This window comes from Pseudomonas sivasensis, from assembly GCF_021391435.1.
GTDB classification, from domain to species: Bacteria; Pseudomonadota; Gammaproteobacteria; order Pseudomonadales; family Pseudomonadaceae; genus Aquipseudomonas; species Aquipseudomonas sivasensis.
Window position 1 is genome coordinate 5,956,180 of the sequence record NZ_CP090029.1, and the last position, 14,374, is coordinate 5,970,553.

13 protein-coding genes are annotated in these 14,374 nt (G+C 60.7%); 3 read left to right on the plus strand and 10 right to left on the minus strand.

Features of this window, described 5'->3' with window-relative positions; translation table 11 throughout:
• Position 1: 1 nt before the first annotated feature.
• The 3 genes from LRO94_RS27150 to LRO94_RS27160 all read right to left on the minus strand — a co-directional run bounded on the left by LRO94_RS27150 (position 2) and on the right by LRO94_RS27160 (position 4,454).
• On the minus strand, positions 2-1,066 hold the full coding sequence (locus LRO94_RS27150) for a putative 2-aminoethylphosphonate ABC transporter ATP-binding protein (RefSeq protein ID WP_032884191.1): 1,065 nt from the start codon (positions 1,064-1,066) through the stop codon (positions 2-4).
• Positions 1,067-1,303: 237 nt separating this feature from the next.
• A complete protein-coding gene (locus LRO94_RS27155; RefSeq protein ID WP_122754221.1) occupies positions 1,304-2,167 on the minus strand; it encodes a LysR family transcriptional regulator in 864 nt (287 codons plus the stop codon).
• Between the two features lie 16 nt (positions 2,168-2,183).
• Positions 2,184-4,454, minus strand: a complete 2,271-nt coding sequence (locus tag LRO94_RS27160) for a heavy metal translocating P-type ATPase (RefSeq protein WP_179179771.1) — start codon at positions 4,452-4,454, stop codon at positions 2,184-2,186.
• An 85-nt stretch (positions 4,455-4,539) separates the two neighbouring features.
• Here LRO94_RS27160 and cadR point away from each other — a divergent pair, with 85 nt between their 5' ends.
• Complete coding sequence (cadR, locus tag LRO94_RS27165) at positions 4,540-4,980, plus strand: Cd(II)/Pb(II)-responsive transcriptional regulator (RefSeq protein ID WP_032884195.1); 441 nt, start codon at positions 4,540-4,542, stop codon at positions 4,978-4,980.
• A 115-nt stretch (positions 4,981-5,095) separates the two neighbouring features.
• On the opposite strand, the gene LRO94_RS27170 is transcribed toward cadR, so the two are convergent.
• The 3 genes from LRO94_RS27170 to LRO94_RS27180 form a co-directional block, all read right to left on the minus strand.
• Positions 5,096-5,929, minus strand: coding sequence for a thymidylate synthase (locus tag LRO94_RS27170; RefSeq protein WP_015886389.1), 834 nt, complete (start codon positions 5,927-5,929; stop codon positions 5,096-5,098).
• 55 nt (positions 5,930-5,984) lie between these two features.
• Positions 5,985-6,797 carry a prolipoprotein diacylglyceryl transferase gene (gene lgt / locus LRO94_RS27175; RefSeq protein WP_032884196.1) on the minus strand — a complete coding sequence of 271 codons (813 nt, stop codon included), beginning with the start codon at positions 6,795-6,797 and terminating at the stop codon, positions 5,985-5,987.
• A gap of 65 nt (positions 6,798-6,862) precedes the next feature.
• Complete coding sequence (locus tag LRO94_RS27180; protein ID WP_032884198.1) at positions 6,863-7,645, minus strand: sulfite exporter TauE/SafE family protein; 783 nt, start codon at positions 7,643-7,645, stop codon at positions 6,863-6,865.
• A 121-nt stretch (positions 7,646-7,766) separates the two neighbouring features.
• On the opposite strand from LRO94_RS27180, the gene LRO94_RS27185 reads away from it, so the two are divergent.
• The gene (locus LRO94_RS27185; protein WP_032884199.1) at positions 7,767-8,513 is read left to right on the plus strand and encodes an NRDE family protein; all 747 of its coding nucleotides are present in this window, start codon (positions 7,767-7,769) and stop codon (positions 8,511-8,513) included.
• Between the two features lie 126 nt (positions 8,514-8,639).
• Here LRO94_RS27185 and ptsP read toward each other — a convergent pair whose 3' ends face one another.
• Both ptsP and LRO94_RS27195 read right to left on the minus strand, forming a co-directional pair.
• Complete coding sequence (ptsP, locus tag LRO94_RS27190; protein ID WP_032884201.1) at positions 8,640-10,919, minus strand: phosphoenolpyruvate--protein phosphotransferase; 2,280 nt, start codon at positions 10,917-10,919, stop codon at positions 8,640-8,642.
• 22 nt (positions 10,920-10,941) lie between these two features.
• The gene (locus tag LRO94_RS27195; RefSeq protein WP_003176750.1) at positions 10,942-11,421 is read right to left on the minus strand and encodes an RNA pyrophosphohydrolase; all 480 of its coding nucleotides are present in this window, start codon (positions 11,419-11,421) and stop codon (positions 10,942-10,944) included.
• 143 nt (positions 11,422-11,564) lie between these two features.
• On the opposite strand from LRO94_RS27195, the gene LRO94_RS27200 reads away from it, so the two are divergent.
• Entirely contained in the window at positions 11,565-12,224 is a 660-nt protein-coding gene (locus tag LRO94_RS27200) for a histidinol-phosphatase (RefSeq protein WP_179179770.1), read from the plus strand.
• Positions 12,225-12,373: 149 nt separating this feature from the next.
• On the opposite strand, the gene LRO94_RS27205 is transcribed toward LRO94_RS27200, so the two are convergent.
• Both LRO94_RS27205 and ilvA read right to left on the minus strand, forming a co-directional pair.
• A complete protein-coding gene (locus LRO94_RS27205) occupies positions 12,374-12,787 on the minus strand; it encodes a DUF2269 family protein (RefSeq protein WP_095185153.1) in 414 nt (137 codons plus the stop codon).
• A 42-nt stretch (positions 12,788-12,829) separates the two neighbouring features.
• On the minus strand, positions 12,830-14,344 hold the full coding sequence (gene ilvA / locus LRO94_RS27210; protein WP_032884206.1) for a threonine ammonia-lyase, biosynthetic: 1,515 nt from the start codon (positions 14,342-14,344) through the stop codon (positions 12,830-12,832).
• Between the last annotated feature and the right edge of the window lie 30 nt (positions 14,345-14,374).

Here is a 14,374-nt window from a genome sequence, read left to right on the forward strand (position 1 = left end):
CTCAGGCAAACACCTGCAGGCTGCGCGGCGGCAAGGCGACCCAGATGTCTTGAGCGCCCAGGCGCGGCATCGCCTCCGGGGCCAGTTCGGCCAGCAGCGGGTGGCCAGGCAGTTGGTCCAGTTCAAAGCTCATGCGGCAGCGGTTGCCGAGGAAGGTGATCTCGCGGACCTTGGCCGCGAACAGGTTTTCTTCGTGCACTGGCGGGTTGACGCTGATGGCTTCCGGTCGGCAGAACAGGCGGCCGGACGTGGCCACACCGGCATCCTCGGCCAAGCGCATGTTCATCCCGCCGACCTGGGCATGGCTGGCACTGTTGCGGCTGAACGGCAGCCAGTTGCCCTGGCCGACAAACTCCGCCACGAACGGCGTGGCCGGGCGGTCGTAAATTTCTTGGGGCGTGGCGTATTGCTCGACCTTACCGTTGTTCATTACGGCAATACGGTCGGCCATCAACATGGCTTCGTCCTGGTTGTGGGTGACCATCAGCGTGGTGATGCCCAAGCGCCGTTGCAGCTGGCGCAGCTCGGTGCACAGGTGCTCACGCACGCGGGCGTCGAGGGCGGACATGGGTTCGTCCAGCAGCAGCAACGAAGGGGCCGGCGCCAAGGCGCGGGCCAGGGCAACGCGCTGCTGTTGGCCGCCGGACAGCTGGCCGGGGTATTTCTTTTCGCTGCCGACCAGACCGACCAGTTCCAGCATCTGCCCGACACGCTGGCGCACTTCATCGCGACCACTGCCGGTGAGGCCGTAGCCGATGTTCGCTTCGATGGTCAGGTTGGGAAACAGCGCGTAGGACTGGAACAGAATGCCGTAGTCCCGCGCCTGAGGTGGCAGCAGGGAAACATCGCGATCACCCAGGTAAAGTTCGCCGCTGTCCTGGCGCTCCAGGCCGGCGATGCAACGCAGCAAGGTGGTCTTGCCGCAGCCAGACGGACCCAGCAGACACACCAGCTCGCCGGCGGCGACGTCCAGGGACACGTGGTCCAGCGCGGTAAAGGCGCCGAAGCGTTTCTGGATACCGCGCACTTTCATTGGCGCGCCGGGTTGAGTCAGGACTGTGTTCATGGTGGCACCTCATCAAACTGATGAAGGCCATGCTAGGCGGGCAATGCGTCCCTCTTGTGGCAGAAAGGCAAAAGGGAGTGATAGTGGTATTGGTGGATTTGTGTAGGTGATTTGGAGGGGGGTGTCTGGTTTACCGCAATCGGGGGCAAGCCCCCTCCCACACTTGGAATGTGTTCGCAGATCAAAATGTGGGAGGGGGCTTGCCCCCGATTGGCCCTCAAGGCAGCCACCAAACCTCTAAATTGGCGACATTTCCTGCGCCAACCCTAGAAACGCCGCCGGCAGGCGAGCGCCTTTTCGTTCTTTGAGGCAGTACAGGTACTCCGGAATCTGCGGCGCATTCTCAATGGTCAACACCCGCAACTGCGGATCATGGGGCACTTCCTGTCGAGCAATGATGCTGATACCGATATTGCGCAGCACCGCCTCCCGGATTGACTCGCGACTGCCGATCTCCAGCAACGGCCCATAGCTCACCCCAGCACCCTGCAACATGTCCTCGGTAAGCCGTCGGGTGGTGGAACCTGCTTCGCGCATCAATAAGGTGTGTCCGGCCAGGGCAGTCAATGGCACATGATCAAGCTTGGCCAGGGGATGATTGCGATGCACCGCCAACACCAGAGGATCAGTGCCCAATACGCGGCGGATCAGGCGCGGGTCTTCCAGCAACTGCGAAGAGGCGGCGACGTCTACGCGGTACTCGTCCAGCGCTTCGAGTACCTGCTGAGAATTGCCGATGTCCACCGACACCTCCACATGGGGCAGGCGTTCGCGAAAGGCTTTGACCAGGTCGAGGATGTAATACGGCGCTGTCGCGGCAATGCGCAAAGCGCCCTGGAGTTGACCACTGTTGCGCAGGAAAAACTCGATGTCCGCTTCCTGCTGCAACAACGCCTTGACCATCGGCAGCAACCGGGCGCCGTCATCACTGACCGTGAGGCGGCGACCACCGCGGTAGAACAGCTCAACGCCGTACTGGCTTTCCAGGTTTCGGATCTGGGTGGTGACTGTGGGCTGGCTCAGGCCGAGTTTTTTCGCCGCCTGGGTAATGCTGCCCAGGCGGGCGACCATAAAAAACGCCTTCAGCTCAGCACTCAGCACACCGCCCTCTCATCGTTTATTTGCGCAAAAGGCGCAGGCCATTGAACACCACCAGCAGGCTCACGCCCATGTCGGCGAAGACCGCCATCCACATGGTGGCCATCCCCAGGAAAGTGACTGCGAGGAAGATCGCCTTGATCACCAGCGCCAGGGCGATGTTCTGCTTGAGGATACTCGACGTTTGCCGCGACAAACGAATGAATGCCGGTATCTTGCGCAAATCATCGTCCATCAGCGCCACGTCGGCAGTCTCGATGGCAGTGTCGGTACCGGCGGCGGCCATTGCAAAACCGATCTCTGCGCGGGCCAGGGCCGGGGCGTCGTTGATGCCGTCGCCGACCATACCCACCCGGTGGCCTTGGCCGTAGAGGGTTTCGATGGCTTGCAGTTTGTCGGTGGGCAACAGGTCGCCTTGAGCCTGGTCGATGCCGACCTGGGCCGCAATCGCCTGGGCGGTATGGGTGTTGTCGCCGGTGAGCATCAGGGTTTTGATGCCCAACTCGTGCAATTGCTGAATGGCCTCGCGACTGCTGTCCTTGACGGTATCGGCCACGGCGAACAGCGCCAGGGGGCCGGACTTATCGAGCAGCAACACCACGGACTTTCCTTGCTTCTCCAGCGCGAACAGCTTTTCTTCCAGCTCAGGCGAGCACAGGCCGAGGTCTTCCACCAGACGGTGGTTGCCCAAGTGGTAAGTCTCACCCTTGATATCGCCGCGCACACCACGACCGGCCAGGGCTTCGAAGTTATCCACAACGTGCACCGGCAGGTTTTTATCCACAGCCGCATTCGCGATGGCCAACGACACCGGGTGGTCAGAACGCCCAGCCAAACTGGCGGCGAGGGCCGGTGCGCTGTCCTCGACGTTTGGGAACAACGCCAAGTAATCGGTCTGCACCGGTTTGCCGTGCGTGATGGTGCCGGTCTTGTCCAGCGCCAGGTAGTCGAGCTTGTAACCACCCTCCAGGTACACGCCGCCCTTGATCAGGATGCCTTTGCGCGCCGCCGCCGCCAGGCCGCTGACGATCGTCACCGGAGTGGAGATCACCAACGCGCAGGGACAGGCAACCACCAGCAGCACCAGGGCGCGGTAGATCCAGTCGAACCAGACACCGGCCATGAACAGCGGCGGAATAATCGCTACACCCAAGGCAAACAGGAAGACGGCCGGGGTGTAGAACTTGGAAAAACTGTCGACGAAGCGCTGGGTCGGAGCCCGTGCGCCTTGTGCTTGCTCGACGGCGTGGATGATCCGCGCCAGTGTGGAGTTATTGGCCGCTGCCGTGACTTTGTATTCCAGGGAGCCGGCTTGGTTAATGGTGCCGGCGAAGACTTTATCGCCCACGGTTTTTTCAATCGGCAGGCTTTCCCCGGTGATCGGCGCCTGGTCGATGGTGGATTGACCTGCGGTGACTTCACCGTCCAGGCCGATGCGCTCGCCGGGTTTAACCCTGACGATGGCGCCCAGTTCGATGCTTTTAACCTCCTGCTCAACCCAGTTACCGTCGGCCTGCTGCACCGTGGCCTGTTCCGGGGTCATCTGCATCAAGCCGCTGATGGCATTGCGCGCACGGTCCAGGGACTTGGCTTCAATCAGCTCGGCGACGGTGAACAGGAACATCACCATGGCGGCTTCCGGCCACTGGCCGATCAGGATCGCGCCCGTCACGGCGATGCTCATTAAGGCGTTGATGTTCAGGTTGAGGTTCTTCAGGGCGATCCAGCCCTTTTTATAGGTGGTGAGGCCGCCGCTGAGGATCGACACCAGCGCCACGAGGGCAATGACCCACGTCGGCGCGGCATTCGTGAAGTGCAGCACTTCGGCGCCCAACGCACCGACGCCGGACAACGCCAACGGCCACCAGTGTTTTTTGGCAGGCGGTTCGGCAGCCGGGGTACCTTCCTCGATCGGGTCGGCCTGCATGCCCAAAGACTTGATGGCATCGATGATCGGCGCGGTACTCGGCAAGTCGTGGGTGACGCCGAGGATGCGGTTGATCAGGTTAAATTCCAGTTGCTGCACACCCGCCAACTTGCCCAGTTTGTTCTGGATCAGCGTTTGCTCGGTGGGGCAGTCCATGGCTTCGATGCGGAAGGTGCTGAGGCGCGAGCCGGCGGTGGGCGCTTCGCTCAATTGCACCAACTCGGGTGCTGGAGTGCCGGAACAGCAGGCACCACCGTGGCCGTGGTTATGCACAGGCGTGAGTTTCTTAGGGCCATGATCATGATCATGATCATGATCGTGATCGTGATCGTGTTTATGCGGGGTGTGGATGGAGTCGCTCATTCGGTCGCGTCCGTAAAGGTGCCTGTTGCCAAGTAAAGACCCTGTAGCCACTATAGGGTCAAGCACCCATTTGGAGATTGCTGCGATGAAGATCGGCGAATTGGCCAAACTGACTGACTGTCAGGTGGAAACCATCCGTTATTACGAGAAAGAAGGCCTGCTGCCGCCGCCGGCGCGCACCGACGCCAACTACCGCGTGTACACCCAGGCGCACACCGAGCGGCTGATCTTTATCCGCAACTGCCGCAGCCTCGACATGACCCTCGAAGAAATCCGCAGCCTGCTCAGCCTGCGCGACAGTCCACAGGACCAATGCGAAAGCGTGAATGCGTTGGTCGACGAGCATATCCACCATGTGAAAGCGCGGATCGACGGGCTATTGGCGTTGCAGGTGCAGTTGCTGGACTTGCGCCAACGCTGTGGCGGCGGGGATCACTGTGGGATTTTGCAGCAGTTGGAGGTCAGCGGGAGTATGCAGGCCAGCGAGGCTGAGCCCTCACATGTAGGCAGAAGCCACGGCCATTAAACGGGCCAAATGTGAGAGGGGGCTTGCCCCGATGGCGGTGGGTCAGTTAAGTATTGGGTGACTGACCCACCGCAATCGGGGGCAAGCCCCCTCCCACATTGGACGGCGTCAGACGCTAGATAGCGACATCGGCCTTGATGCTTGGATCAGCGTCATAGCCCACAATCTCAAAATCTTCGAACTTGTAATCGTAGATCGACGCCGGCTTACGCTTGATCACCAACTCCGGCAGCTTCTTCGGTGTACGCGCCAGTTGGGTCCGGATCTGTTCCATATGGTTGCTGTAGGCATGGGTATCGCCAGTGGTGACGATGATCTCGTGAGGGATCAAGTCGCACTGTTGGGCCAACATATGGGTGAGCAACGCCAGGGCCGCGGTGTTGTATGGCAGACCAAGGAATACGTCGGAGCTGCGGATGTACAACTGCATCGACAGATGGCCGTCATGCACGAACGCCTGGTACAGCAGGTGGCACGGTGGCAGGGCTTGTTTGCCGTTGCGCGCGTTTTCCTGTGGGCTCTTGGTTTCGTCCGGCAGGTATTCGACGTTCCAGCCGTGGAACAGAATGCGACGGCTGTTGGGGTTGGTCTTGAGCGTGTGCACCATGTAGTCGATCTGGTTGATCGTGCCGCCGTCTTTAGTCGGCCAGGCAGTCCACTGCTCGCCGTAGACCGGGCCCAGGTCGCCGTCTTCGGTGGCCCATTCGTCCCAAATCTTCACGCCGTTTTCGTTGAGCCACTTGATATTGGTGTTGCCGCTCAACATCCAGATCAGCTCATTGGCGATGCTTTTGAAGTGAAGCTTCTTGGTGGTCAGCAGCGGGAAGCCGTCGGCCAAGTTATGCCGATACTGACGGGCGAACACGGCCTTGGTGCCGGTGCCGGTGCGATCGCCCTTGGTCAGGCCATTGGTCACGACGTCGTTCAGTAGTTCGAGATATTGCTTCATGTAAGTACCCGTATCGTTGAAGCCGGAGCCCGCACGCAGGCCCCGGCATTCGAATTTAAAGCGCGGTGTTCTTCAGCGGCTGCGGGCGATTGTACGCCCACCACAGCAGGCCCAGCCCCACGAGGATCATTGGGATGCTCAACACCTGACCCATGGTCAGCCAGCCCCACGCGAGGTAACCCAATTGCGCATCCGGCACACGTACGAATTCGACGATGAAACGGAAGATGCCGTAAAACAGCGCGAACATGCCGGAAACGGCCATGGTCGGGCGTGGTTTGCGCGAGAAAATGTACAGAATGAGGAACAGGGCCACACCTTCCAGTGCGAACTGGTATAGCTGCGACGGATGGCGCGGCAGTTGTGCCGGGTCGCTGAACGGCGGGAATACCATGGCCCACGGCACGTCGGTCGGCTTGCCCCAGAGCTCAGCGTTGATGAAGTTACCGATACGCCCGGCGCCCAGGCCAATCGGCACCAGCGGCGCAACGAAGTCCATCAGTTGGAAGAACGACTTGCCATTGCGGCGGCCGAACCACCAGGCAGCAATCATTACGCCGATAAACCCGCCGTGAAACGCCATGCCGCCCTTCCACACTTCGAAAATCAGTGTCGGATTGGCGATGTAGGCGGACAGATCGTAGAACAGCACATACCCCAGACGCCCGCCGACGATGACCCCCATCGACAGCCAGAAGACCATGTCGGAGAGTTTCTCCTTGGTCCAAGTCGGGTCGAAACGGTTCAGGCGGCGGGAGGCCAGCAGCCAGGCGCCGCCGATGCCGATCAGGTACATCAACCCGTACCAGTGGATTTTCAGCGGACCGATGGCCAGAGCCACCGGGTCGATCTGCGGGTAAGGCAGCATTGCGACTCCTCGTTAAATCATGCGTTATGGCGACCGGACCATGCCCGGGCGCGATTAAGTCTGCGTTACAGCAAAAAGTTTAAACCCACGCAAAACAGCAAGCCGGCGAACAACCGCTTGAGCAACCGCGGCGACAACCGATGCGCCAGGCGTGCGCCAAAGCGGGCAAACACCATACTGGTCAGGGCAATGCCCAGCAGCGCCGGTAAATACACGAACCCTAGACTATGAGCGGGCAACAGCGGGTCATGCCAGCCCAGAATCATGAAACTTAATGCACTGGCCAGGGCAATCGGCAGGCCACAGGCGGACGAGGTGGCCACCGCCTGTTGCATCGGCACGCTGCGCCAGGTCAAAAACGGCACGGTCAGCGAGCCGCCGCCGATGCCGAAAATGGCCGAAGCCCAGCCAATCACCGTGCCTGCCAGGGTCAGGCCGACCTTGCCTGGCACCGTGCGACTGGCCTTGGGCTTGACCTCCAGGGCCAGTTGCACGGCGATGATCAGCGCGAACACGCCAATGATCTTCTGCAAATGCGGACCGGAAATCGCCTCGGCGGTCAGCGCACCGAAACCTGCACCGATCAGGATGCCCACGGTCATCCACACAAAGATCGGCCAACGCACCGCGCCACGTCGGTGGTGCTCACGCACGGCATTGACCGAGGTAAAGATGATCGTCGCCAAGGATGTGCCTACGGCCAAGTGAGTCAGCACCTGCGGGTCGAAGCCCTGCAAGGTGAAGCTGAACACCAGCACCGGCACGATAATGATCCCGCCGCCCACGCCAAACAGCCCGGCGAGCACACCCGCACAGGCGCCCAGCAGCAAATACAGCAGAAATTCCATGGGAGCCCCCGAATCAAGTCCGGCATGTTAACGGATGGAAGGCATGCGGCCCAACTGGATACGATGGAACACCGCTGCCGGTGTGGGTAGAGTGGCAAAAAACACAAAAGGGAATCGCCTGATGTGCCTGATTGTTTTCGCCTGGCGGCCGGGCCACGCCCAACCGCTGATCGTCGCGGCCAACCGTGACGAGTTCTATGCCCGCCCCAGTCTGCCGCTGGCCCAGTGGCCGGACGTGCCCGAAATCTATGCCGGTCGCGATCAGGAAGCAGGCGGTACTTGGCTTGGCGTGAATGCCGATGGGCGATTTGCTGCCCTGACCAATATCCGTGATCCCCACCAGCCGCCGGCACGAAAGTCACGCGGCGAACTGGTCGCGCGGTTTCTCAGTGGTTCACTGCCCATTGACGACTACTTGGCCGACGTTAACGGCCGATCGATTGAATACGCCGGGTTTAACCTGCTGGTGGGCACGCGGGATGAGTTGTGGCATTACAACGCCAATCACACCGAGCCCACGCAGTTGAAAGCGGGCGTGTACGGATTATCCAACGCAGGGCTGGATACGCCTTGGCCGAAACTGCTTAAGGCCAAAGCCGCGCTGAGTGAGTTGCTGAACAATCCGCAACCCGAAGCGCTACTGGAGATTCTGAGCGATCCGCAGATCGCGCCCTTTGCTGAGTTGCCGGATACCGGCGTGGGGTTAGCGACTGAAAGCCTGTTATCGAGCGTATTTATCGCCAGTCCAAGTTATGGGACACGGGCGAGTACGGCGCTGATTGTAAATGCCGATGGCACGCGGCGGATGGTGGAGCGTAGTTTTGGGCCCCATGGTGGCCGACTCGGCGAAGTCGAACTCACGCTCTAGACACACCAAAAAACCAACGTGGGAGGGGGCTTGCTCCCGATGGCAGTGTGTCAGTCAGAATATCTGGTACTGACACACCGCCATCGGGAGCAAGCCCGCTCCCACATTTTTGATCGGCGCCAGGCGTTAGAGGGTCTTGGCAGAGGCCGGATTGATCATCCGTGTCAGCCCAAGGTTCTTCAGCGCCAATTGCAGCGAGCTGTGGATAACTTGCGGGTTGTCGATGGTCATCAACTCCGCCAGCAGATCCTTGGCCATACTCAGCTCGACTTGGCGCAACATCCACTTCACCTTCGGCAAGTTGGTGGCGTTCATCGACAGGCTGTCAAAGCCCATCGCCATCAACAGCACCGCCGCCGCCGGATCACCAGCCATTTCACCGCAGATGCTCACCGGCTTGCCTTCGGCATGGGCGTCGCGCACTACGTGTTGCAGCGCTTGCAGCACCGCAGGGTGCAGATAGTCGTAGAGATCGGCTACCCGTGGGTTGTTGCGGTCCACGGCCAGCAGGTATTGGGTCAGGTCGTTGGAGCCGACCGACAGGAAGTCCACCTGCCGCGCCAGTTCTTTGGCCTGGTACACCGCCGCTGGAATTTCGATCATGACGCCAATCGGCGGCATCGGTACGTCAGCGCCTTCGTCGCGCACCTCGCCCCAGGCGCGGTGGATCAAATGCAGCGCCTCCTCCAGCTCATGAGTGCCGGAGATCATCGGCAACAGGATGCGTAGGTTGTTCAGGCCTTCGCTGGCCTTAAGCATGGCGCGAGTCTGTACGAGGAAAATTTCCGGGTGGTCGAGCGTCACGCGAATGCCGCGCCAGCCGAGGAAGGGGTTGTCTTCCTTGATCGGGAAATACGACAGTGACTTGTCGCCGCCGATGTCCAGGCTGCGCATGGTCACCGGCAACGGGTGGAAGGCTTGCAGTTGCTCGCGATAAATCGCCAGCTGCTCCTTCTCACTCGGGAAACGCTGGTTGATCATGAACGGCACTTCGGTGCGGTACAGCCCCACGCCCTCGGCGCCGCGCTGCTGCGCCCGGGCCACGTCGGCCAGCAGTCCGGTATTCACCAACAGCGGTACGCGGTGACCATCAGTGGTCACGCACGGCAACTCGCGCAATGAATCCAGGCCCAGCGCCAGTTGTTTCTCTTCTTCCACCACTTCGGCGTATTGCTTGCGCAGCACGTCGCTGGGGTTGGTGAAGACTTCACCACGGTGGCCATCGACGATCATGTCGATGCCATCGACCTTGGAGTACGGCAGGTCCACCAGACCCATCACCGTCGGAATGCCCATGGCGCGGGCCAGGATCGCGACGTGGGAGTTACCCGAACCGAGAACCGAGACCAAGCCCACCAGTTTGCCTTCCGGCACTTCGCCGAGCATGGTGGCGGTCAGTTCTTCACTGATCAGGATGGTGTTGTCGGGGTAGACCAGGTTGGTGGTGCGGTCTTCCTGCAGGTAAGCCAGCAGACGGCGACCCAGGTCGCGCACATCCGAGGCACGCTCGCGCAGATAGGCGTCGTCCATCAATTCGAAACGGTTGACGTGATCAGTGACCACTTGGCGCAGTGCGCCCTGGGCCCATTGACCGGTCTTGATCACGGTTTTGACTTCGTTCCCGAGGGACGCGTCGTCAAGCATCATCTGGTAAACGTCGAACAGCGCACGTTCTTCAGGGCGCAGCTGGGTGGCCAGCTTGGTCGACAGGTTGCGCATGTCGGCGCGCACGCCTTCCAGGGCGGTCTTGAACAGTTTGATTTCGGCGTCGATGTCGTTGACGGTCTTGTCCGGCACTACATCGAGGTCGGCCGGTGGCAGCATGACCACCGCCGTACCGACGGCAGCACCCGGCGAACCCGGTACGCCGACGAACTTGGCTTCCTGGATGCCCTTGCCCTGACGGCCCAGGCCGCGAATCGAACCCGTGGCCTCGGCGTGGGCAATAACCCCGGCGAGCTGCGCGCTCATGGTCACGAGGAAGGCTTCTTCACCTTCGTCGAACTGGCGGCGTTCTTTTTGCTGGATGACCAACACGCCGACAACGCGGCGGTGGTGAATGATCGGTGCGCCGAGGAATGACGCGTAGCGCTCTTCGCCGGTTTCGGCAAAGTAGCGATAACGCGGGTGATCAGCCGCGTTTTCAAGGTTGAGGGGTTCTTCACGCGTCCCCACCAGGCCCACCAGACCTTCATTGGGCGCCATGCTGACTTTGCCGATGGAGCGCTTGTTCAAGCCCTCCGTGGCCATCAGCACAAAACGGTTGGTCTCTGGGTCCAGCAGGTAAACCGAGCAGACCTGGCTGCCCATGGCTTCCTTGACGCGCAACACAATAATCCCCAACGCCGCCTTGAGATCCTTGGCGGAGTTAACTTCCTGGACGATCTTGCGCAGCGTATTGAGCATGGCTCGGGGTCGAACTCCGTCGTCAGTCGCGCGCTAAAAGGCGCGGGGCAAGCTCTTTGAGAGCGCGACGATAAACCTCGCGCTTGAATGTCACCACCTGGCCCAACGGGTACCAATAGCTGACCCAACGCCAGCCATCGAACTCCGGTTTACCGGTCAAATCCATCCGCACCCGCTGCTCGTTGGAGATCAGGCGCAGGAGAAACCATTTCTGCTTCTGGCCGATGCACAGCGGTTGGCTGTGGGTACGCACCAGGCGTTGCGGCAAACGATAGCGCAACCAGCCACGGGTACAGGCCAGAATCTGCACATCTTCGCGCTCAAGGCCGACTTCTTCGTTCAACTCACGGTACAAGGCGTCTTCAGGGGTTTCGTCGGGGTTGATTCCGCCTTGAGGAAACTGCCAGGCATCTTGGTTGATTCGGCGAGCCCATAGCACCTGTCCGGCATCATTCGTAAGAATAATCCCGACATTAGGACGGAAACCATCGGGGTCGATCACGGCAACAACCTCGCAAACGCATGTCGCCGCATTGTTCCACAAAGGTTGCGCAAGCGGCAACGAGGCTTCTTAGCTTATGTGCACTCTTGTGAAAAGACCGTATTCTGGACGCCTTTTTACAGACTTTTCAGCGAGTAACTGCAATGCGCCTGGCTTTATTCGACTTGGACAACACCCTTATCGGCGGTGACAGCGACCACGCGTGGGGCGATTACCTGTGCGAACGCGGGATTCTCGACCCGATAGCCTACAAGGCCCGCAACGACGAGTTCTATCAGGACTACCTGGCCGGCAAGCTGGACAACGCCGCCTACCTGAATTTCTGCCTGGAAATCCTCGGCCGCACCGAAATGGCCCAACTGGATGAGTGGCACAACGACTATATGCGCGACTGCATCGAGCCGATCATGCTGCCACTGGCCGTCGAACTGCTGGCCAAGCACCGCGCCGCTGGCGACAAGCTGGTGATCATCACCGCCACCAACCGTTTCGTCACCGCGCCAATTGCCGCACGCCTGGGCGTTGAAACCCTCATCGCCACCGAGTGCGAGATGGAAAATGGCCGATACACCGGGCGCAGCACTGACGTGCCGTGCTTCCGAGAAGGCAAGGTGACGCGCTTGAATCGTTGGTTGGAAGAAACGGGGTATAGCCTGGAAGACAGCTACTTCTATAGCGACTCGATGAATGACCTGCCGCTATTGGAACAAGTGACGCATCCGGTGGCGGTGGATCCGGATCCGAATCTGCGCGCTGAAGCCGAGAAGCGTGGTTGGCCTGTGATTACGCTGCGTAGCGAGTAACCGTGGTGAGCGGGCTTGCCCCGCGCTGAGCTGCGAAGCAGCCCCAAAACCTGCCAACCGGTCTTATCAGGAAAAATGCGGGCCTTTGTCAGGGCCGCTTCGCAGCTCAGCGCGGGGCAAGCCCGCTCACCACAGAAGCCCTCACCGCGTTAAACCGGCTTGGCGCCCATGAGCCCGGCAATCGCCACAAACCCCACCAGGCTCACCACCGCCAGCACCAGGGTGAAATTCAGGCTGCCGCCCTCGCCTTTGCGCAAGCGATTGAGCCGTGCCACCAGCCAGAACCACGCCAGCGCCGCCACGGTGTAGAGAATGCTGGAGCCCAGAATCCAGGTCTGCCCCAATGGCCAGCCGACCAGGTGCACCAGCCACCAGCCGGTGAACGGCATGCTCACCATACAAATACCCATCAGCAACCACACAAACGCCCACGGGCGCTGCACGGTGACGGCTGGGCCGGCGCTGCGTTTACGCCAGGCCAGTAGCGCCAAGCCAAGGCCGCTGAGCAACAACACCACGGTGGCCGCGATGTGGACAACTTTCAGGGTGATCAGGGTTTCCATGTTTCGTATTCCTTAGAGGCTGCCCCCAATCAGCGTAGTCGCTCAACCGAGGAACAGTTTGTAGGCCGGGTTATCACTTTCATCCCAATACGGGTAGCCAATCGCCTCCAGCGCTGCCGGTACCAGGTGACGTTCGTTCGCCGGCACTTGCAGGCCGGCGACCACACGACCATCAGCCGCGCCGTGGTTGCGATAGTGGAACATCGAGATATTCCAGCGCCCGCCCAACTTGTTAAGAAAGTTGAACAGCGCCCCCGGACGCTCCGGGAACTCAAAGCGAAACACCACTTCATTGCTGACGTGCGCGGCATGCCCACCGACCATATGGCGGATGTGCAGCTTGGCCAGTTCGTTCTCGGTCAGGTCCAGCACCGGGAAACCCTGCTCGGTGAGGCTGGCGATCAGCGCGCTGCGCGGGTCGGTTTCCGGGTGGGTCTGCACGCCGACAAAGATGTGCGCCTCGCTGCCGGAGTGGTAGCGGTAGTTAAATTCGGTGATCTGGCGCTTGCCCACGGCCTCGCAGAACGCCTTAAAACTGCCCGGTTTCTCAGGAATGGTCACGGCGATGATGGCTTCACGGCCTTCACCCAACTCAGCGCGCTCAGCCACGTGGCGCAGGCGGTCGAAGTTGACGTTGGCCCCGGAGTCGATGGCGACGAACGTCTGGCCGCTGACACCACGGGTCTCAACGTACTTCTTGATCCCGGCCACACCCAACGCGCCCGCTGGCTCGGTGATGGAGCGGGTATCGTCGTAGATGTCCTTGATCGCCGCACAGATTTCATCGGTGCTCACGGTGATCACTTCGTCGACATAGTCTTTGCAGATTTCAAAGGTGTGCTGGCCGATCTGCGCCACCGCCACGCCGTCGGCAAAGATCCCAACCGTCGGCAAGACCACGCGCTCACCCGCGGCCATGGCAGCTTGCAGGCAGTTGGAGTCGTCCGGCTCGACGCCGATGACCTTGATTTCCGGGCGCAGGTATTTCACGTACGCCGCGATGCCCGCGATCAAACCACCGCCGCCCACGGGTACGAAGATCGCATCCAGCGGCCCTGGATGCTGGCGCAGAATCTCCATCGCCACGGTGCCCTGCCCGGCAATGGTGTGCGGATCATCGTAGGGGTGAATGTAGACGTAGCCTTTTTCGTCGACCAGTTTCAGCGAGTAGGCCAGCGCCTCTGGGAAAGAGTCGCCATGCAGCACCACTTTACCGCCGCGAGAGCGCACGCCTTCGACCTTGATCTCAGGGGTGGTCTTGGGCATCACGATAGTGGCCTTGACCCCCAGCACCTTGGCAGCCAGGGCCAGGCCCTGCGCATGGTTGCCCGCCGACGCCGTGACTACGCCGCGTGCGCGCTCTTCAGCCGTCAACTGAGTCAGCTTGTTGTACGCGCCGCGAATCTTGAACGAGAACACCGGCTGCAAGTCTTCGCGCTTGAGCCAGACCTTGTTGCCCAGCCGCTCGGAGAGCTGGCGGGCGGTCTGCAGCGGGGTTTCTACGGCAACGTCGTAAACGCGCGAGGTGAGGATCTTTTTGACGTACTGTTCAAGCATCGGCGGGAATCACTGGGCGAGTTGGGCAGG

Bases quoted from the DNA above. Each gene is read 5' to 3' on its own strand.
- LRO94_RS27160 (WP_179179771.1), bottom strand. From the start codon at position 4,454: ATGAGCGACTCCATCCACACCCCGCATAAACACGATCACGATCACGAT.
- LRO94_RS27200 (WP_179179770.1), top strand. From the start codon at position 11,565: ATGCGCCTGGCTTTATTCGACTTGGACAACACCCTTATCGGCGGTGAC.
- LRO94_RS27170 (WP_015886389.1), bottom strand. From the start codon at position 5,929: ATGAAGCAATATCTCGAACTACTGAACGACGTCGTGACCAATGGCCTG.
- ptsP (WP_032884201.1), bottom strand. From the start codon at position 10,919: ATGCTCAATACGCTGCGCAAGATCGTCCAGGAAGTTAACTCCGCCAAG.
- LRO94_RS27180 (WP_032884198.1), bottom strand. From the start codon at position 7,645: ATGGAATTTCTGCTGTATTTGCTGCTGGGCGCCTGTGCGGGTGTGCTC.
- cadR (WP_032884195.1), top strand. From the start codon at position 4,540: ATGAAGATCGGCGAATTGGCCAAACTGACTGACTGTCAGGTGGAAACC.
- LRO94_RS27185 (WP_032884199.1), top strand. From the start codon at position 7,767: ATGTGCCTGATTGTTTTCGCCTGGCGGCCGGGCCACGCCCAACCGCTG.
- ilvA (WP_032884206.1), bottom strand. From the start codon at position 14,344: ATGCTTGAACAGTACGTCAAAAAGATCCTCACCTCGCGCGTTTACGAC.
- LRO94_RS27205 (WP_095185153.1), bottom strand. From the start codon at position 12,787: ATGGAAACCCTGATCACCCTGAAAGTTGTCCACATCGCGGCCACCGTG.
- LRO94_RS27150 (WP_032884191.1), bottom strand. From the start codon at position 1,066: ATGAACACAGTCCTGACTCAACCCGGCGCGCCAATGAAAGTGCGCGGT.
- lgt (WP_032884196.1), bottom strand. From the start codon at position 6,797: ATGCTGCCTTACCCGCAGATCGACCCGGTGGCTCTGGCCATCGGTCCG.